The sequence below is a fragment of the Streptomyces sp. RKAG293 genome, assembly GCF_023701745.1.
In the GTDB taxonomy this organism is placed as follows: domain Bacteria; phylum Actinomycetota; class Actinomycetes; order Streptomycetales; family Streptomycetaceae; genus Actinacidiphila.
This window is the reverse complement of record NZ_JAJOZB010000001.1, coordinates 3,663,656-3,682,726: the sequence shown is the minus strand read 5'-3', so window position 1 is coordinate 3,682,726 and position 19,071 is coordinate 3,663,656. Positions and strand designations below refer to the sequence as shown.

Annotated in this window: 20 protein-coding genes; 14 read left to right on the top strand and 6 right to left on the bottom strand. The window is 70.3% G+C overall.

The features are described from left to right. Positions 1–34 precede the first annotated feature (34 nt). Positions 35–1,180 (top strand): 4-hydroxyphenylpyruvate dioxygenase, encoded by a 1,146-nt coding sequence (gene hppD / locus LNW72_RS16275; RefSeq protein ID WP_250976077.1) that lies wholly within the window; start codon positions 35–37, stop codon positions 1,178–1,180. 76 nt (positions 1,181–1,256) lie between these two features. Continuing rightward, positions 1,257–2,624 (top strand): FAD-binding oxidoreductase, encoded by a 1,368-nt coding sequence (locus LNW72_RS16270; protein ID WP_250976076.1) that lies wholly within the window; start codon positions 1,257–1,259, stop codon positions 2,622–2,624. Between the two features lie 22 nt (positions 2,625–2,646). On the opposite strand, the gene LNW72_RS16265 is transcribed toward LNW72_RS16270, so the two are convergent. Next, a complete protein-coding gene (locus tag LNW72_RS16265) occupies positions 2,647–3,120 on the bottom strand; it encodes an SsgA family sporulation/cell division regulator (RefSeq protein WP_187145292.1) in 474 nt (157 codons plus the stop codon). Between the two features lie 268 nt (positions 3,121–3,388). Between LNW72_RS16265 and LNW72_RS16260 the strand changes: the two genes are divergently transcribed. Both LNW72_RS16260 and LNW72_RS41660 read left to right on the top strand, forming a co-directional pair. Continuing rightward, positions 3,389–4,780, top strand: coding sequence for an RDD family protein (locus tag LNW72_RS16260; RefSeq protein ID WP_250976075.1), 1,392 nt, complete (start codon positions 3,389–3,391; stop codon positions 4,778–4,780). Between the two features lie 369 nt (positions 4,781–5,149). After that, positions 5,150–5,587, top strand: coding sequence for an RDD family protein (locus LNW72_RS41660; protein WP_308401954.1), 438 nt, complete (start codon positions 5,150–5,152; stop codon positions 5,585–5,587). A gap of 95 nt (positions 5,588–5,682) precedes the next feature. Here LNW72_RS41660 and LNW72_RS16250 read toward each other — a convergent pair whose 3' ends face one another. Next, positions 5,683–5,973, bottom strand: a complete 291-nt coding sequence (locus LNW72_RS16250; RefSeq protein WP_250976074.1) for a hypothetical protein — start codon at positions 5,971–5,973, stop codon at positions 5,683–5,685. A gap of 340 nt (positions 5,974–6,313) precedes the next feature. On the opposite strand from LNW72_RS16250, the gene LNW72_RS16245 reads away from it, so the two are divergent. Then, on the top strand, positions 6,314–8,686 hold the full coding sequence (locus LNW72_RS16245; RefSeq protein WP_374117273.1) for an immune inhibitor A domain-containing protein: 2,373 nt from the start codon (positions 6,314–6,316) through the stop codon (positions 8,684–8,686). Between the two features lie 68 nt (positions 8,687–8,754). Continuing rightward, a complete protein-coding gene (locus LNW72_RS16240; protein ID WP_138356592.1) occupies positions 8,755–9,063 on the top strand; it encodes a hypothetical protein in 309 nt (102 codons plus the stop codon). A gap of 81 nt (positions 9,064–9,144) precedes the next feature. Here the strand turns inward: LNW72_RS16240 and LNW72_RS16235 are convergent, their stop codons facing one another. Both LNW72_RS16235 and LNW72_RS16230 read right to left on the bottom strand, forming a co-directional pair. Continuing rightward, positions 9,145–9,735: an isochorismatase family protein gene (locus LNW72_RS16235; RefSeq protein WP_250976073.1), complete on the bottom strand. Its 591-nt coding sequence runs from the start codon at positions 9,733–9,735 to the stop codon at positions 9,145–9,147. Positions 9,736–9,853: 118 nt separating this feature from the next. Further along, complete coding sequence (locus LNW72_RS16230; RefSeq protein WP_250976072.1) at positions 9,854–11,182, bottom strand: nicotinate phosphoribosyltransferase; 1,329 nt, start codon at positions 11,180–11,182, stop codon at positions 9,854–9,856. 101 nt (positions 11,183–11,283) lie between these two features. Here LNW72_RS16230 and clpS point away from each other — a divergent pair, with 101 nt between their 5' ends. From clpS to LNW72_RS16200, 7 genes are all read left to right on the top strand, one after another. Next, the gene (clpS, locus tag LNW72_RS16225; protein WP_250976071.1) at positions 11,284–11,640 is read left to right on the top strand and encodes an ATP-dependent Clp protease adapter ClpS; all 357 of its coding nucleotides are present in this window, start codon (positions 11,284–11,286) and stop codon (positions 11,638–11,640) included. Beyond that, positions 11,640–12,173, top strand: a complete 534-nt coding sequence (locus LNW72_RS16220; protein WP_250976070.1) for a DUF2017 domain-containing protein — start codon at positions 11,640–11,642, stop codon at positions 12,171–12,173. Before clpS ends, LNW72_RS16220 begins: the two co-directional genes overlap by 1 nt. A gap of 264 nt (positions 12,174–12,437) precedes the next feature. Further along, positions 12,438–13,907 (top strand): amino acid permease, encoded by a 1,470-nt coding sequence (locus tag LNW72_RS16215; protein WP_250976069.1) that lies wholly within the window; start codon positions 12,438–12,440, stop codon positions 13,905–13,907. A 134-nt stretch (positions 13,908–14,041) separates the two neighbouring features. Then, positions 14,042–14,452 carry a M67 family metallopeptidase gene (locus tag LNW72_RS16210; protein ID WP_250976068.1) on the top strand — a complete coding sequence of 137 codons (411 nt, stop codon included), beginning with the start codon at positions 14,042–14,044 and terminating at the stop codon, positions 14,450–14,452. 58 nt (positions 14,453–14,510) lie between these two features. Beyond that, the gene (locus LNW72_RS42080) at positions 14,511–14,615 is read left to right on the top strand and encodes a putative leader peptide (protein WP_374117272.1); all 105 of its coding nucleotides are present in this window, start codon (positions 14,511–14,513) and stop codon (positions 14,613–14,615) included. Positions 14,616–14,696: 81 nt separating this feature from the next. Next, positions 14,697–15,002, top strand: a complete 306-nt coding sequence (locus LNW72_RS16205; RefSeq protein WP_250976067.1) for a MoaD/ThiS family protein — start codon at positions 14,697–14,699, stop codon at positions 15,000–15,002. After that, positions 15,002–15,952, top strand: coding sequence for a cysteine synthase (locus LNW72_RS16200; protein WP_250976066.1), 951 nt, complete (start codon positions 15,002–15,004; stop codon positions 15,950–15,952). The genes LNW72_RS16205 and LNW72_RS16200 overlap by 1 nt, the downstream gene beginning before the upstream one ends. 55 nt (positions 15,953–16,007) lie before the next feature. Here LNW72_RS16200 and LNW72_RS16195 read toward each other — a convergent pair whose 3' ends face one another. Beyond that, positions 16,008–16,472: a type II toxin-antitoxin system PemK/MazF family toxin gene (locus tag LNW72_RS16195; RefSeq protein WP_250976065.1), complete on the bottom strand. Its 465-nt coding sequence runs from the start codon at positions 16,470–16,472 to the stop codon at positions 16,008–16,010. 225 nt (positions 16,473–16,697) lie between these two features. Between LNW72_RS16195 and LNW72_RS16190 the strand changes: the two genes are divergently transcribed. Beyond that, positions 16,698–17,450, top strand: coding sequence for an MBL fold metallo-hydrolase (locus tag LNW72_RS16190; RefSeq protein ID WP_250976064.1), 753 nt, complete (start codon positions 16,698–16,700; stop codon positions 17,448–17,450). Positions 17,451–17,621: 171 nt separating this feature from the next. Here the strand turns inward: LNW72_RS16190 and LNW72_RS16185 are convergent, their stop codons facing one another. Beyond that, entirely contained in the window at positions 17,622–18,872 is a 1,251-nt protein-coding gene (locus LNW72_RS16185; RefSeq protein WP_250976063.1) for a PTS transporter subunit EIIC, read from the bottom strand. Between the last annotated feature and the right edge of the window lie 199 nt (positions 18,873–19,071).

Here is a 19,071-nt window from a genome sequence, read left to right as displayed (position 1 = left end):
TGCGCACTCTGGTCCGCAGGGCGACGCTTTTGACATGACTGAGACGACTGAGACGCAGCAGACCGCCGAAGCGCAGCAGAAGGACCTGTTCCCGGTGAAGGGCATGGACGCCGTCGTCTTCGCCGTGGGCAACGCCAAGCAGGCCGCGCACTACTACTCGACCGCCTTCGGGATGAAGCGCGTCGCGTACTCCGGCCCGGAGAACGGCAGCCGCGAGACCGCGTCGTACGTGCTGGAGTCCGGCGGCGCCCGCTTCGTCTTCACCTCGGTCGTCAGGACCGCCACCGAGCGCGGCAAGTTCCTCGAAGCGCATGTCGCCGAGCACGGCGACGGCGTCATCGACCTCGCCATCGAGGTCCCGGACGCCCGCGCCGCCTACGCCTACGCCGTCGAGCACGGCGCGACCGGCCTGGAGGAGCCGCACGAGCTGACGGACGAGCACGGCACCGTCGTCCTCGCCGCGATCGCCACCTACGGCCAGACCCGCCACACCCTCGTCGACCGCTCCGGCTACACCGGCCCGTACCTGCCGGGCTACGCCGCCGCCGACCCGATCGTCGAGCCGGGCACCCGCCGCTTCCAGGCCATCGACCACTGCGTCGGCAACGTCGAGCTCGGCAAGATGAACGAGTGGGTGGACTTCTACAACCGCGTCATGGGCTTCACCAACATGAAGGAGTTCGTGGGCGACGACATCGCCACCGAGTACTCCGCGCTCATGTCCAAGGTCGTCGCCGACGGCACCCGGAAGGTGAAGTTCCCGCTCAACGAGCCGGCCATCGCCAAGAAGAAGTCCCAGATCGACGAGTACCTGGAGTTCTACGGCGGCCCCGGCGTCCAGCACATCGCCCTCGCCACCAACGACATCGTCGCGACCGTACGGGCCATGCGCGCCGCCGGCGTCGAGTTCCTCAACACCCCGGACTCGTACTACGACACCCTCGGCGAGTGGGCCGGCGAGACCCGCGTCCCCGTCGAGACCCTCCGCGAGCTGAAGATCCTGGTCGACCGCGACGAGGACGGCTACCTGCTGCAGATCTTCACCAAGCCGGTGCAGGACCGGCCGACCGTCTTCTTCGAGATGATCGAGCGGCACGGCTCCATGGGCTTCGGCAAGGGCAACTTCAAGGCCCTGTTCGAGGCGATCGAGCGCGAGCAGGAGCTGCGCGGCAACCTCTGAGCAATCGGGTACGTCGGCGGGCCGTGCCGGGGCGGCAGAGCTTCCCCGGCCACGGCCCGGGTGCCAGTCTGGAACCATGCGCGAACTGATCGAACGACTGCACGAGGGACTGCCGGGGGAGGCGGTCCTCACGGACCGGGACGTCACCGCCTCGTACGCCCATGACATGGCGAGCTTCTCCGAGGCGGGCACGCCGGCGGTGGTGGTGCTGCCCCGCACCGTCGAGCAGGTGCAGCACGTGATGCGCACCGCGACCGCGCTGCGGGTGCCGGTCGTCCCGCAGGGCGCGCGCACCGGTCTGTCGGGTGCGGCGAACGCGTCGGACGGCTGCATCGTGCTGTCGCTGGTCAAGATGGACCGGATCCTGGAGATCGACCCGGTCGACCGGGTCGCCGTCGTGGAACCCGGTGTCGTCAACGCCGTGCTGTCCCGCGCGGTCGCCGAGCAGGGCCTGTACTACCCGCCCGACCCGTCGAGCTGGGAGCAGTGCACCATCGGCGGCAACATCGGCACCGGCGCCGGCGGACTGTGCTGTGTGAAGTACGGCGTCACCGCCGAGTACGTGCTCGGCCTGGAGGTCGTCCTCGCCGACGGCCGCCTGCTGAACACCGGCCGCCGCACCGCCAAGGGCGTCGCGGGCTACGACCTGACCCGGCTCTTCGTCGGCGCCGAGGGCACGCTGGGCATCGTCGTGCGGGCGGTGCTCGCGCTGCGGCCCGCCCCGCCGCGGCAGCTCGTCCTCGCGGCGGAATTCCCGTCGGCGGCCGCCGCGTGCGCCGCGGTCTGCGAGATCATGGCCCGCGGCCACGCCCCCTCGCTGCTGGAACTGATGGACACCACCACCATCCGGGCGGTCAACGACCTGGCCCACATGGGGCTGCCGGAGACCACCGAGGCGCTGCTGCTGGCCGCGTTCGACACCCCCGACCCCGCCGCGGACCTCGCGGCGGTCGGTGAGCTGTGCACGGCCGCCGGCGCCACCCAGGTCGTCCCGGCGGAGGACGCCGCCGAGTCCGAGCTGCTGCTGCAGGCCCGCCGGCTGGCCCTCGTCGCCCTGGAGCGGGTCGGCACGGCGACGATGATCGACGACGTGTGCGTGCCGCGCACCAAGCTCGCCCCGATGATCGAGGGCGTCGCCGCCATCGCCCAGAAGTACGAGCTGACCATCGGCCTGTGCGCGCACGCGGGCGACGGCAACACCCACCCCATCGTCTGCTTCGACGGAGCGGACGCGGACGAATCGGCGCGCGCCCGTGAGTCCTTCGACGAGATCATGGCGCTGGGCCTGTCCCTCGGCGGGACGATCACCGGTGAGCACGGCGTCGGCCTGCTGAAGAAGGACTGGCTGGCCCGGGAACTCGGCCCGGTGGGCGTGGAGTTGCAGCGCGGCGTACGGCAGGTCTTCGACCCGCTCGGCCTGCTCAACCCGGGCAAGCTCTTCTGAACCCCCGCGTTCCCCCGCGCCCTCACCCCTCGGGCGACTCGTCCGTCACCGTCCATGGATCGCGCAGCCACAACTCGTCCCGGGTCGTCGGGGCCAGCAGCTCGTTCAGCCCGTCGTCCATGCCGAGCTGCTCGTGCTCGGTCCCCGGCGGCACGGCGCGCAGGGTGCGCTCCAGCCAGGACGCCACCGGCGAGGACGGCGCCTCCAGCAGCGCGTTGCCGTCCGGGGAGCTCAGCGCCATACAGATGACGCTGCGCCCGTTGACCTTCGTCGGCCAGATGCGCACGTCCCCGTGCCCGCACGGCCGGAACACCCCTTCCACCAGCAGTTCGCGGGCGAACGTCCAGTTCACCGGGGCGTCCGAGCCCACATGGAAGGTGATGTGCACGGCAAAGGGATCATCTGTGCGATAGGCCAGCCGGGCCGGTACCGGAATGCTGCGCTCCGGCGACAGCACCAGGTTCAGTTCCAGTTCGCGTTCCACCACGGTCTGCATCAGGTCGTCGTCCTTTCCTTGGCGGGCGGCCCCTTGCGGTGTCGCGCAGCGGGTGCTGCGCGGGGCCCGCACCAGGAGAGAGCGCATACAACCCCAACCATTACGCGACTTCTCCGAATCGCGGTGAAAATTACGGAAGGCCCCGCGCGGGTCCCTCCCACCCGGTAAGGGTGTGTGGTGTGCGGTACCGCGGACCCGGCGGGTCCGCCTGTCTGGTAGATGTGGTCATTGCACTCCCCTGGCCGAATAGATACGGACCTCACGAACCATGAGCTCACCCTCCACTGGCTCCTCCGGTTCCTCCGGTTCCCCCGTTCCGGGGTACTACCCGGATCCGTCGATCCCGGGCTACATCCGGTACTGGAACGGTGGCGCCTGGGTGCCGGGCACCAGCCGCCCCGCACCGCGGCCCGGCGAGGAGCTCGCCCCGCCGCCGGGGCAGGACGCCGGCGGCCGGGGAACGCCCGGCCCAGCGGCCTCCGCGCCGGCCTCCGGCCGCGGTACGAGCCTGCCCGCCGTCGAGGAGTCCGGCGTCATGTTCTTCGACGAGGACCCCGTGCGGGCCCAGGAGCCGACGGCGTCCGACGGGCGCGGCGCGGCCGCCGCCCCGGTCTGGTCGGCGGCACCGGCCGTCGAGCCGCCCCGCACCACCTGGGGCGCCGCGGAGCCGCAGCCGCAGCCGGAGCGATCCGCCCCGGACGCCAACCTGCCCGCCACGCGCGGGGCTTCGGCCCCGGCCGGCACCGCGGCCACCGGCACCCCCGCCGCCGGGACCCCGTGGGGCACCGAGCCGCGCCGGTCGCCGCCGCAGCCGCAGACGCCGGAACACCCGCAGCCGCACCTGCCGCGCCAGTCGCAACAGCAGCAGTTCCCGCAACAGCCGCAGACCCCGCAGCAGCAGTCCCCGCAGCAGTCGCAGCCCGCCGCGGGTGAGGGTACGGACGGGCGGCGCGCCGGTTCCGCGCCCCTCGCGCAGGCCGCGCCCGCGCCCTGGGCGCAGCAGGTGCACGAACTCGCCCGGCAGGGCCCGGGCGGCACCGGTCCCGGTACCGGGACGGGCGGCGGCACGGCCGGCGGGGGTGTCGTCGCCGTGCCGGGGCAGCAGGGGGAGTCGGCCGGTGTGGTGCCGTGGCGGCCGCCGGTGAACGACCCGTTCGCGTCGATGGTGCAGGAGCAGGGCCGGCCGGCCGGGCTCGGCCGCCGCCTCGCCGCCCGGCTGCTCGACACGGTCATCGTCCTGGCGCTCACCGGCGCGGCCGCGGTACCGCTCGGCACGGCCGCGTACCACCACCTCAAGGACAAGGTGGACGAGGCGCGGCAGACCGGCGAGACCGTCACGGTCTGGCTGATCGACGGCACCACCGGCGTCCAGCTGGCCATCGTGGTCGGCGTCGCCCTGGTCGCCGGGCTGCTGTACGAGGTGCTGCCCACCGCCAAGTGGGGCCGGACGCTGGGCAAGAAGCTGTTCGGGCTGCGGGTGGTCGACATCGAGTCGCAGCTCGCCCCCGGCTTCGGCCCCTCGCTGCGCCGCTGGCTGACGCACACGGTGCTCGACGCGCTCGTCATCGGCGTCGTCGGTCTGGTGTGGTGCATGATCGACCGCCCGTGGCGGCAGTGCTGGCACGACAAGGCGGCCCGCACGTTCGTCGCCCGGCAGTAGCGGGCGGCGGTGCCGGTCCGTTCGGGGTACCCCGAACGGATCTTGCCGGAAGGCGCGTCTGCTTCCTGCGGGTTTCACTCGGTTCATGAGTACCGACCAGCCGACGCCCGGATCCCCTGACGATCCGTTCGCCAAGCCCCCCAGGACAGTGGCCCCGGTACGCCCGGCGGCTCGCCCTACGGTCAGCAGCCGCCCTCCTACCCGCCGCCCCCGCAGGGAGGCGGCGGCAACGACCCGTACGGTGGCAACCCCCACGGCGGCAACCCGTACGGCAATCCGCCGCCCGGTGGCACCCCGCCCGGCGGCGGTGCGCCGCCGCCCTACGGCGGCGATCCCTACGGCGGTGGCACGCCCGACCCGCTGGCCGGCATGCCGCCGCTCGGCGACGTCGGCAAGCGACTGCTCGCGAGGATCATCGACTTCATCCTCATCTCCATCCCGGTCGGCCTGCTCGACTGGGCGTTCGGCACCTTCCAGACCGACACGGACGACATCAACTACGGCCGGTCGATCCTGGGGTCCTGCGTGGCCGCGGTCCTCTACATCGGCTACGAGTGGTGGATGACCAGGGCGACGGGCCAGACCCTGGGCAAGAAGTGGCTGGGGGTGCGCATCGCCATGCTGGACAACGGCGCCGCCCCCACCTCGTCGGCGGCGCTGATCCGCGCCTGTGTGTTCTGGCTGCCGACGCTGTTCTGCTGCCCGTGCCTGTGGATCGTGCTCATCGGGATCCTGCTGCTGCTCGACAAGCCGTACCGCCAGGGTCTGCACGACAAGGCGGCGAAGACCGTGGTCGTCACGGCGTGACGGTCCGCCCCGGCGGGTCCCGTCGGCGTACCGGTCCCGCCGTCCGCACGCGACGGCGGCCCCGGAGCAACCGCTCCGGGGCCGCCGCCGGCCGCTCAACGCCGCAGCGAGTGCTCGCTGACGCGGGACGGGCCGGAACTGTGCACCCGTGGGCGGGGGACCGTCGCGGGCGCGGTACGGACGGTCGTACGGCTGCGGGCCTTGGCACGGGCGGTCAGCGGGATCGTGGTCGTCACCGCGACCAGCACGCCGAGCAGCAGCCCGGCCGCCGCGATGATGACGACGCTGACGCCGGAACGGGCCTCGGAGAGCAGCAGCATCGCAAGAGTGGACAGGACAACGGTCGCGGAACCGTAGGCAAGTTGCGCGGGGGTAGGACGCGGCATGGCGGGATCCGTCCTCGAATACGTCGGTTAAGTCGCAGTGTCGGAAGGGGCGGTGGAAATCTTCATGCGTGGGCGCCGGCAACTGACTCTACGGATCGGCATGCCCGATGGGAACGGTTGGTAAGCGTGACCTAACCCACGGTGGGGGAGCACAGGGGGGCGCACGGAATCTCGACCCGGTCCACCCGTCTCAACTGGCAGACGGTCCACCTGGGTTGATGTCCGTTATCCGGACCTCAAAAGCCGGTCAACGTACTGGTCTGCCATGAGCAAGTCAAGACCTGTCTTTTCTTCCGGCACTTAGATGCAATGGCATCTCCCAAGGGGAGGTCAAGACATCTTGAAGAATCTTCGCAGCAACATCAGACCCGCCACCCTCGCGGTGGCGCTCGTCGCACTCGGTGCGATGGCGATGCCCGCGACCTTGGCCGCAGCCGCTCCCGCGGCGGGCAACGAGGCGCAGGCGAGCCACGATCCGATGCAGGCGCCGACCGGCAAGGCGCCGGCCGGCACCAAGGCCAAGGTCGACGACGACCGTCTCGGCCCGCTCGGGCGCGAGCAGGCGGTACGCCGGCAGGACGCCCTGCAGAAGGTGATCGCGGGGGACCTCACGGTCCAGGACAGCGGCCGCTCCAAGGTCGCCAAACTCAGCGCGGGCAAGTACGTCGAGCTGAGCCGCGAGAAGACCGACAAGATCTTCGTGATCCTCGCCGAATTCGGCGACAAGGTCGACCCGCAGTACGGCGGCACCGTCGGACCGCTGCACAACCAGATAGCGGAACCCGACCGTTCCACGGACAACAGCACCGCCTGGCAGAAGGACTACAACGCGCAGTCCTTCCAGGACCTCTACTTCTCCCACGACCCCAAGAAGGAGTCGGTGGCGAAGTACTACGAGAAGCAGTCCTCCGGCCGCTACTCGGTCAACGGCGAGGTCTCCGACTGGGTCAAGGTCGACTACAACGAGGCCCGTTACGGCAACAACAAGTGCGGCGCCACCAACTGCGCCACCGTCGAGGACCTGGTCCGCGACGGCACCGCGCAGTGGGCCGCGGACCAGAAGGCCAAGGGCCGCACCGCCGCGCAGATCAAGACGGACCTGGCCCAGTACGACCAGTGGGACCGTTACGACTTCGACCACGACGGCAACTTCAACGAGCCCGACGGTTACATCGACCACTTCCAGATCGTGCACGCGGGCGAGGACGAGTCCGCGGGCGGCGGCGTCCAGGGCACCGACGCGCTGTGGGCCCACCGCGGCTACGCCTACCAGGGTGACGAGGGCTTCTCCGGCCCGGCCGGCAACCAGCTCGGCGGCACCCCGATCGGCGACACCGGCATCTGGGTCGGCGACTACACGATGCAGCCGGAGAACGGCGGCCTGGGCGTCTACGCCCACGAGTACGGCCACGACCTCGGCCTGCCCGACCTGTACGACACCACGTACATCGGCGAGAACGGCACCGCCTTCTGGTCGCTGATGTCGTCCGGCTCCTGGCTCTCCAACGGCACCACCGACATCGGCTCGCTGCCCGGTGACATGGACGCCTGGGACAAGATGCAGCTCGGCTGGCTGAAGTACGACACCGCCAAGGCCGCCAAGCTCTCCACGCACAAGCTCGGCGTCGCCGAGTACAACACCAAGGACCCGCAGGGCCTGGTCGTGACGCTGCCGTCGAAGAGCGTCACCACCGCGATCACCACGCCCTTCGCGGGCACCAAGCAGTGGTGGAGCGGCTCGGGCAACGACCTGCGCAACACCCTGACCCGCCACGTCGACCTCACCGGCAAGACGTCCGCCGCCCTGTCGTTCAAGGGCTGGTACGACACCGAGGACGGCTACGACTACCTCTACACCGAGGTGTCCACCAACGGCGGCGTCAACTGGGCCCCGATCGACGGCACCATCGACGGCCAGCCCATCACCCGCAACGGCAGTGGCCGCCCGGCCATGACCGGCACCACGGGTGGCTACAAGGACATGAACTACCCGCTCGACGCCTTCGCCGGAAAGCAGATCGAGCTGCGCTTCCGCTACCGCACCGACGGTGGTGTCGCGCAGAAGGGCTTCGCGGCCGACAACCTGACGATCACCGCCGACGGCGCGGCCGTCTTCACCGACGGTGCCGAGGGTGACGACAACGGCTGGACCGCGAACGGCTTCAGCCGCTCCGAGGCGTCCTTCACCAAGTCGTACCCGCAGTACTACATCGCGGAGAACCGCCAGTACGTCAGCTACGACAAGGTCCTGAAGACCGGTCCTTACAACTTCGGGTTCGGCACCGCCGCCCCGAAGAAGGTCGAGCACTACGCCTACCAGAACGGCCTGCTGATCTGGCTCTGGGACACCTCGCAGCTGGACAACAACGTCGGCGAGCACCCCGGCCACGGCCAGATCCTGCCGATCGACGCGCACGCCAAGCCCGACGCCTGGTCGGACGGCGCGCTGTTCCGCAACAAGATCCAGTCCGCGGACTCCACCTTCGGCTGGTACCCGACCGACGCCCTCACCGCGCACAAGAACGGTGTCGCCACGACGATCAAGTCCAAGCCGGGCGTCCCGGTCTTCGACGACCGTCACGGCACGTACTGGTACGACACCAACCCGTACGCGAGTGTCCAGGTGCCGAACACGAATACCCGCATTTCGATCCTGTTCGACTCCCCGAACGGACAGAACACGATCGTCGCGGTCAGCCCCGCAGGTCGCTGACCTGCGTTAACCTAGTGTTCGGCCCACGCCCTCTGGTGGGCGGGGGCCGATCACCGGATTATGTGGGCATGGCAGTCGGTGGATTCACCAAGCTTCCCAACGGCAACGTCGTCGTCGCTCTCAAGCTGCCCCACCCGGGCGGTGCGGAGGACAGCGTCCGCGTCATCGTGCACGCCCAGAACCGCCAGCGGGCGCTCACCCGGCTCCGGAATCTCGGCTTCCGGGCGGCCCGGCTCAGCGGTAACACCGAACCGCCGACGCCCGACGAGGTCACCGCCGTCCTGCACCACCCGGACGGCCTCGTCTGGCGCCACTCCGCGTCCGGCTCGGAAGAGCTCTGGCAGCCCTTCCGGGCCACCCACCGCCGCGCGGGCTGAGCGGGCGGGCGGTCCCGGCCTCCGGGGCCGCCCGACCCGCCCGGGGCCGCTCAGGGCCGTCTGGGCCCCTCCGCCCCGCGCTCAGGCCCCGACCGCCGGCTTTCCCGTCAGCCGGACGCCCGCGGCCAGCAGCTCGGCCAGCGCGCTCTCCGTGGTCGCCGGGGCGACACCCGCCGTGAGATCGAGCAGCACCTGCGTGACGAAGCCCTCCCGGGCCGCGTCCAGGGCCGTGGCCCGCACGCAGTGGTCGGTGGCGATCCCGACCACGTCCACCTCGGTGACAGCGCGCTCCCGCAGCCACTCGGTGAGCCCCAGGCCGTTCTCGTCCAGCCCCTCGAAGCCGCTGTAGGCGGCCGAGTACGCGCCCTTGTCGAAGACCGCGTCCACGGCGCCGGAGGCGACCGCGGGCGCGAAGTTCGGATGGAACCCGACGCCCTCGGTGCCCGCCACACAGTGCACGGGCCAGGACGTCACGAAGTCCGGCCGGTCCGAGAAGTGGTCCCCCGGATCGACGTGGTGGTCACGGGTGGCCACCACATGGCGGTAGCAGGCGGTGGCCTGGCCGACGAGATCGGTGATCGCGGCGGCCACGTCCGAGCCGCCGGCGACCGCGAGGCTGCCGCCCTCGCAGAAATCGTTCTGGACGTCCACGACGATCAGTGCGCGGTGCATTCGCGGTCCTCTTCGGTCGGCTGACCGCCGTGCGGGGACAGGCGGCACGCGTTGAGCGTAGGGACTCGGGCCCCGATCCGCGACAGTCCCGGCCCCGCCGTCCCCGGCGGCCGCCGCGTCACACCTGCTCCGTGGGGAGCACCGGCTCGCCGCGGGAGAGCTGCGAGGCGGACAGCGGCAGCCCCGCGCGTGCCTCGATGTGCCGGGTGCGGGCCGCCTCCAGCGGCTCGCGGCCGGTGATCTCCCCGCCGCGGACCAGCGGAACCAGCAGCTGCCGGTCCGCGAGCTCCGCCGGCACGGGCCCGGTGCCGACCACCTCGGCCTCCGCGACCCCGTCCTCGTCCAGCCGCCGGGCCGCCCACTTGCGGCCGCCGACGCTGCTCTTGGCGCCCATCGACTTCTTGGCGACGGCCACCATCGGCGCGTCCGGCTCGTTCGACGAGGCCCGGGAGACCAGTTTGTAGACCATGGAGCAGGTCGGGTGGCCGCTGCCGGTCACCAGCGAGGTGCCGACGCCGTACGCGTCCACCGGCGCCGCCGCCAGCGAGGCGATGGCGTACTCGTCGAGATCGGAGGTCACCACGATCCGGGTGTCCTTGGCGCCGAGGTCGTCCAGCTGCTGCCGCACCCGGTGGGCGAGCAGCAGCAGGTCGCCGGAGTCGATGCGGACCGCGCCCAGCTCGGGCCCGGCGACCTCGACGGCGGTGCGGACCGCCGACATCAGGTCGTAGGTGTCCACCAGCAGCGTCGTACCCCGGCCCAGCGATTCCACCTGCGCGACGAAGGCGTCCCGCTCGGTGTCGTGCAGCAGGGTGAAGGCGTGCGCGGCCGTGCCGATCGTCGGCAGCCCGTAGCGGAAGCCGGCCGCCAGGTTCGAGGAGGACAGGAAGCCGCCGACGTACGCGGCCCGCGACGCGGCGACCGCCGCCAGTTCGTGCGCCCGCCGGGCGCCCATCTCCATCAGCGGACGGCCGCCGGCCGCGACCGCCATCCGCGACGCGGCCGCCGCGATCGCGGAGTCGTGGTTGAGGATCGACAGGATCACCGTCTCCAGGATCACCGCCTCGGCGAAGCTGCCCTCCACCCGCAGGATCGGCGAGCCGGGGAAGTACACCTCGCCCTCGGGGTAACCCCAGATGTCGCCGGTGAACCGGTACGTGGCCAGCCACTCCAACGTCGGCCCGTCCACCACGTTCTCGCGGGCGAGGAAGTCCAGCACATCGGCGTCGAAGCGGAAGTTCTCCACCGCGTCCAGCACCCGTCCGGTGCCGCAGACGACGCCGTACCGGCGGCCCTCCGGCAGCCGGCGGGTGAAGACCTCGAACACCGAGTGCCGGTGCGCCGCCCCGCTGCGCAGCGCGGCCTGCAACATCGTCAACTCGTACCGGTCGGTGAACAGCGCGGTGGACGGTACGGCCACCGGCAGCCCCAGATCTGCAGCGCTCATGGAACGGATGGTACCCCGACTACTCGTCAGAGTGACGATTTCTCTGCGCTTCCGCGTCCATTTGTGCGAAGCGCCGCCATAGCGGCAGCATTGGAGAAGTGATGAGTGCCCGCCCGTCTCCCTCCCCCGCCCTTCCAAGGACGCGCTCCGCGCGCTGTTCTGTCGCCCCCGCAGAGATCGCCCGGCCCGAGTCGACCGAGGCCCCCTTCGAAGTGCCCGACCCGGACGTCCCCTGGGTGACCCTGGTGCACAACGACCCCGTCAATCTCATGAGCTACGTGACGTACGTCTTCCAGGCGTACTTCGGATACTCCAAGGACAAGGCCGTCAAACTCATGAAGGACGTCCACCACAAGGGCCGCGCCGCCGTCTCCAGCGGCACCCGCGAAGAGATGGAGCGCGACGTGCAGGCGATGCACGGCTACGGCCTGTGGGCGACCCTGCAGCAGGACCGCTGATGGCCGGCTACTTCGAACCCGCCCCGGGCGGCGGCGCCGTCATCACCCTCGACACCGTCGAGATCTCCATCCTGCGCAGCCTCACCGTGCAGCTCCTGGAGATGATCGGCCCGGGGGAGGAGCCGGTCTCCGACGACCCGCTCGCCGCGCTGTTCCCGGCCGACGGGCCGACGAAGCCGCCGGCAGACCCGGCGCTGGCCCGGCTGTTCCCCGACGCCTACGAGGACACCGCCCAGTCCTCGGAGTTCCGCCGCTTCACCGAGAACGACCTGCGCACCCGCAAGCGCGAGGACGCGCTGGCCGTGGTCCGCTCCCTCGACGACGCCGCCCCTGAGCTGCTGCTCACCCCCGAGGACGCCCGCCGCTGGCTCGGCGCCCTCAACGACCTGCGGCTGACCATCGGCACCCGGCTGGAGGTCACCGACGAGGACACCGAGCTCTACCGGCTGCCGGACGACGATCCGCTCAAGCCGATGGTGATGGCGTACCTGTGGCTCGGCGGTCTGCAGGAGACGCTGATCGAGACCCTGTGACGTCCCGCATTCGCTCAGCGGACGCTCAAATCCGGATAACGATCATGTCACCGTGATCATCCGATATGCCGCTTCACTTCACCTTCGGGGTGTTTTTCCTGTGACCCGCGCCACATCCGCCTCTTCGGACGGCGTCTCAGCCCGTGGTACTAATTCCGACCACTGGCCGGGACGCCATCCCTGTTCCGCCAGGCGCTGAGCCGGCCGATCGCCGGCTCGCAACTCCACTGTCCGGGGGGATATGGAGAAAGGCGCACCATCACCATGCCGACGGAACACACCCGACACGAGGCAGCCGCAGCCGACGCGGCCGCCGCGCCGGTCACCGAAGAGGGCTACCAGCGAGGGCTCGGCAGCCGGCAGATCCAGATGATCGCCATCGGCGGTGCCATCGGCACCGGCCTCTTCCTGGGCGCCGGCAAGGCCATCCATCAGGCCGGACCGAGCCTGATCATGATGTACGCCATCGCCGGCGTCATCATCTTCTTCATCATGCGGGCGCTGGGCGAACTGCTCACCTACCGCCCCGTATCCGGCTCCTTCGCCGACTACGCCCGCGAGTTCCTGGGCCCGTTCTGGGGGTTCGTCACCGGCTGGACGTACTGGCTGATGTGGGTGGTGACCGGCATGGCCGAGGTCACCGCCGCCTCGGTGTACATCACCTACTGGTGGAAGGACATCCCGCAGTGGATCTCCGCCCTGATCTTCCTGCTGGTGCTCTTCGGAGTGAACCTCATCTCGGTGAAGGTCTTCGGCGAGGTCGAGTTCTGGTTCTCGATGATCAAGGTCACCGCGATCATCGGCATGATCCTCATCGGCATCGGCGTCCTGACCATCGGGTTCTCCGCCGCCGGCGACACCGCCTCGCTCAGCCATCTGTGGGGTGACGGCGGGGTCTTCCCCAACGGCGTCGGCAAGTCCCTCATGACGCTGCAGATCGTGATGTTCGCCTACCTCGCCGTCGAACTCGTCGGCGTCACCGCCGGTGAGGCCGAGAACCCCCGCGAGACGCTCCCCAAGGCCATCAACACGCTGCCCTGGCGGATCGGCGTGTTCTACGTCGGCGCGCTCATCGTGATCCTCGGCGTCGTCTCCTGGACCGAGTTCCAGCCGGGCGTCAGCCCGTTCGTGGCCGCCTTCGCCAAGATCGGCATCCCGTTCGGCGCGGCCATCGTGAACTTCGTGGTCCTCACCGCCGCCCTGTCGTCCTGCAACTCCGGCATGTACTCCACCGGCCGCATGCTGCGCGACCTGGCCGTGAACGGCCAGGGCCCCAGGGCCTTCGCCAAGCTCAACTCCCGCCAGACCCCGGCCGCCGGCATCCTCGTCTCCGTCGCCCTGATGGGCATCGGCGTCTGGATCAACTACGTCGACCCGGACGGCGCCTTCACCTACATCACCGCCTTCGCGACCGTCGCCGGCGTCTGGACCTGGGCGATGATCCTCATCTCCCATCTGCGCTACCGCGCGGCGGTCAAGGCCGGCCGCGCCGCCGAAGCCTGGTTCAAGGCGCCCGGCGCCCCCTACACCAGCTGGATCGCGCTGATCTTCCTGGCCGGCGTGATGGTCCTGATCGGCATCGACAAGGACGCACGGATTTCGCTCTACAGCGCCCCCGTGTGGTTCGCGATCCTCGGCATCGGGTACGCCTGGCTCAAGCGCAAGAACCCGGAGGCGTTCGCCCCCAAGCCGCACGTCGCCCCGGAACCCGCACTGGCCGACGCCGCGAGCTGAGCCACCGCGCGCCGAAACCACCACCTGCCGCGAAGGCCCGCCCCCGCACCCCTGGGGCGGGCCTTCGTCCGCGCTCCGCGCGCTGTCACCCCCACCCTCATGGCGAGCGCTTCGCGCCCTGTTAGCTTTTCGCCATGCTGACCATCACGCAGGAGATCCACGACGCGATCGTCGCCCACGCCCGCGCCGACCACCCCGACGAGGCGTGCGGCATCGTCGCGGGACCTGAGGGCAGCGGCCGTCCCGAGCGCTTCATCCCCATGCTGAACGCGGCCCGCTCACCCACGTTCTACGAGTTCGACTCCACCGACCTGCTCAAGCTCTACCGCGACCTGGACGACCGCGACGAGGAGCCGGTGATCGTCTACCACTCGCACACCGCCACCGAGGCGTACCCGTCCCGCACCGACATCACCTACGCGAACGAGCCCGGCGCGCACTACGTCCTGGTCTCCACCGCGGAGGAGTTCCAGTTCCGCTCGTTCCGCATCGTGGAGGGGGTCGTGACCGAAGAAGACGTGCGGGTAGTGGCCTCCGGCGCCTGACGTCCGAATCGTGGGACACCTGTCTCGGACGTCGCCCGGGAATCGATACGATGAGCCCATGGTTCCCCACGACGTGAAGAACAACCCGCCGGGCATGCTGCTCGTCGCGCGGCTGCACGTCGACCTCTGCCGTGTCGCCAGCGCCGCGTGTTCGCGCGCCTGAGCACTGCCGCCACCCCGGCACGCCGCACAGCACGCCCGCACGTCCCCCCCGTCTGACGCCCGCATGTAACGGAGCCCACCCATGGCCATCGAGGTCCGCATTCCGACCATCCTCCGCACCTACACCGACGGCGCCAAGGCCGTCGACGGTGCGGGCAGCACGCTCGACGAACTCTTCTCGGACCTCGAGAGCCGGCACACCGGAATCCGCGAGCGCATCGTCGTCGACGGCGGCCTGCGCCGTTTCGTCAACGTCTACCTCAACGACGAGGACGTCCGCTTCCTCGACGGCATCAGCACCAAGCTCACCGACGGTGACAGCGTCACGATCCTCCCGGCCGTCGCCGGCGGCTCCAGCTCCGCGGCGATCGAAACGAACGCCGTCTGATGCGCTACGACAGCCCGCTGGCCGCGGTGGGCAACACCCCGCTCGTCCGCCTCCCGCGCCTGTCCCCGTCCGACGCCGTCAGCGTCTGGGCCAAACTGGAGGACCGCAACCCCACCGGCTCGATCAAGGACCGCCCCGCGCTCCACATGATCGAGCAGGCCGAGGCCACCGGCCGGCTCACCCCCGGCTGCACCATCCTCGAACCCACCTCCGGCAACACCGGCATCTCGCTGGCCATGGCCGCCCGCCTCAAGGGCTACCGCATCGTCTGCGTCATGCCCGAGAACACCTCGTCGGAGCGGCGCGAACTGCTCGCGATGTGGGGCGCCGAGATCATCTCCTCACCCGCCGCGGGCGGCTCCAACACCGCCGTCCGGATGGCGAAGGAGATCTCCGCCGAGCACCCCGACTGGGTGATGCTCTACCAGTACGGCAACCCCGCCAACGCGGGCGCCCACTACGCGACCACCGGCCCGGAGATCCTCACGGACCTCCCCACCATCACCCACTTCGTCGCCGGCCTGGGCACCACCGGCACCCTGATGGGCGTCGGCCGCTACCTGCGCGAGAAGGTCCCCGGAGTCGCCATCGTCGCCGCCGAGCCCCGCTACGACGACATCGTCTACGGCCTGCGCAACCTCGACGAGGGCTTCGTCCCCGAGCTCTACGACGAGTCCGTCCTCACCACCCGCTTCTCCGTCGGCTCCGAGGACGCCGTCCGCCGCACCCGCGAGCTCCTCCAGCAGGAGGGCATCTTCGCCGGCGTCTCCACCGGCGCGGCCCTGCACGCCGCACTCGGCGTCGCCGCCAAGGCCCACAAGGCGGGGGAGCGCGCCGACATCGTCTTCGTCGTCGCCGACGGCGGCTGGAAGTACCTCTCCACCGGCATCTACACCGCCCCCAGCACCGAGGCCGCGGTCGAGCAGCTGCACGGCCAGCTCTGGGCCTGACCACCCCCGCGCACCCGCGCGGCGCCGGCCGGCCCACCCGGGCGGCCGGCCGCGGTCAGCGCACCATCCGCCGCACCTGCTGCCACAGCGCGGCGTCCAGCACGCCCGCCCGGCGGCGGAACGCCGCGGAACGCACCTCCCGCAGCTCGTCGGTCTCCAGATAACTCGTACGGCCCTGCGCGTCGCCCACGGTTCCCGGCGGCAGGGCGATCACCCCCGGCAGCTCCTCGTGGAACTTGCTGGTGATCTTCGCGACGCGCACCGTGCCGCCCTTCACGGACAGCACCAGACACGGCCGGTCCTTCGCCCCGGACCCGTCCTCGAACGGCACGTTCGCCCACCAGATCTCCCCCGCGGCCGGCGCCCGCCGCCCGCCACGCCCGGGCCCCGGACGATCCGCCGCGCGCGGCGGCCGCACCGGACCACCCGGCCGCCGGCGCCCCGCCGACCGCCTCCACGCCGTGAAAACAGCCAGTACGACCACGGCCGCGACCGCCACCAACCACCAGGTCATGTCCATATGGGCTCCCACAGTCGAAAATCTGTCGAAGAAGATCCTCAATCGGAACCGACCGTACCGGCCGCCCCTCGTACTGGTGATTCCGCCCACAACAGGGCACTGAGGAGGCGCGTCGGCCCGCCCCGCGCCTTACTCTCGTCAACACATGGCGGACCGCACCCGCCTAACCCCCCACTCCAACCGGTATGGGGGCGATCTGTGGCGCGCCCACGGAGGTTTCACGGCATGAAGCTCACCGTCGTCGGCTGCTCGGGGTCGTTCCCGTCCGCGGAATCGGCCTGCTCGAGCTACCTCGTCGAGGCCGACGGCTTCCGGCTGCTGCTCGACATGGGCAACGGAGCCCTGGGCGAACTGCAGCGCCACTGCGGCCTCTACGACCTGGACGCGGTCCTGCTCAGCCATCTGCACGCCGATCACTGCATCGACATGTGCGGCTACTTCGTGGCCCGTTACTACCGCCACGACGGCGGCCCCGCCGACGCCATCCCCGTCTACGGCCCCGAAGGCACCGAACGCCGGCTCTCCACCGCCTACGGCGACATGCCCGACGAGAAGTGCATGAGCGAGGTCTTCGACTTCCGCACCCTGGAACCCGGCAGCTTCACGCTCGGCCCCTTCACCATCACCACCGACCGGGTCAGCCACCCCGTCGAGGCGTTCGGCTTCCGCATCGAACACGCCGGCCGGACCCTGACGTACTCCGGCGACACCGGCCCCTGCGACGCCCTGCTCGGCCTCGCCGAAGGCACCGACCTCTTCCTGTGCGAAGCCTCCTTCACCCACGGCAAGGAAGACATCCCCGACCTGCACCTCAACGGCAGCCAGGCCGGCGAACACGCCGACCGCGCCGGCGCCGGGCGCCTCGTCCTCACCCACATCCCGCCGTGGACCGACCCCGCCCGCAACCTCACCGACGCCCGCGCCGTCTTCGACGGCCCGGTGGAACTCGCCACGTCGGGCGCGGTGTACGAGATCTGAGCCTGCCGGCACCGATCCGCCGCGCGAACCCGACGCAGAGACGAGGGCGGCCCGTTCCGGACGCCGGTCTCCTCACTCACCGTAACGGCGCGCGGCCCCCGGAACCGTACGGTTCCGGGGGCCGCGCGCCGTTCTCGACGAGCGGTTCTCAACGAGCGGGGTTCACCCGGCTCACGCCTTGGTGAGGTCCTCGATCTCCTCCTCGGGCTCGCGGCCCGGGGTGGTGAGGTTGAACTTGGTGATCGCGAAGCGGAAGACCACGTAGTAGATCACCGCGAAGCAGAGCCCGATGGGAATGATCAGCCACGGCTGTGTCGCGAACTTCCAGTTCAGGACGTAGTCGATGGCTCCCGCGGAGAACGTGAAGCCGTCGTGCACACCCAGGGCCCAGGTGACCGCCATCGAGACGGCGGTGAGGACCGCGTGGATCGCGTACAGCACGGGGGCGATGAACATGAACGAGAATTCGATCGGCTCGGTGATGCCCGTGACGAACGAGGTCAGCGCGAGCGACATCATCATGCCCATCACGGCCTTGCGGCGCTCGGGGCGGGCACAGTGCGCGATGGCCAGGGCGGCGGCCGGGAGGGCGAACATCATGATCGGGAAGAAGCCCGACATGAACTGTCCGGCGGAGGCGTCGCCGTGGAAGAAGCGGTTGAGGTCGCCGTGCCACACCGCGCCGGCGGCGTCGGTGTGACTGCCGATCTCCTGCCAGGCGACCGTGTTGACGAACTGGTGCATACCGATCGGGAGCAGCGCGCGGTTGATCAGGCCGAAGATGCCGGCGCCGACGGCGCCCAGACCGGTCATCCACTCGCCGAAGTCGGTGATGACGTCACCGATCGGACCCCAGCACAGGCCGAATATGACGCCCATGAGGGTGCCGACGAAGGCCATGATGATCGGGACGAGACGGCGGCCGTTGAAGAAGCCCAGCCAGTCCACCAGCTTGGTGCGGTGGAAGCGCTGCCACAGGACCGCGGACAGCAGGCCCATGATGATGCCGCCGAAGACCTTCGGGTCGTTGTACGTCGCGGCGACGTCCGCACCGGCCTGGATCTTGGCGTCGGTGACGGGGAACGCGGTCAGCACGTTCTTGTAGACCAGGAAGCCGACCAGCGCGGCGAGCGCGGTCGAGCCGTCGGCCTTCTTCGCGAAGCCGATGGCCACGCCGATACAGAACAGCAGCGGGAGGTTGGAGAAGACCGCGTCACCGGCGGTGGCGAAGACCGTGGCGACCTTCCCCCAGCCGAGACCGTCGGCCCCGAACACATCGGGCTGGCCGAGGCGGAGCAGGATGCCCGCGGCCGGCAGAACGGCGATCGGCAGCTGGAGGCTGCGACCGACCTTCTGCAGACCGGAAAAGAGACCGGAGCCCCGCTTCTTCGCGGGGGCCGCCGTAGCGGTGGCCGTACTCATCAGATTCCTCCTGGTGAGGCGGGCACTTCAAGGGGGACGGCCCGCCGCTATGGTCTATACCACTGAGTGGTGTAGACCAGTTTTAACACGTCGGGGCGGGATAAAGGAATCCCCAGTTCCGGTGGTCTAAACCACATGCCGAACGGCCCCCGGGTCCAAGGACTCGGGGGCCGTTCGTGGTGGGTTTTATGACCGCATC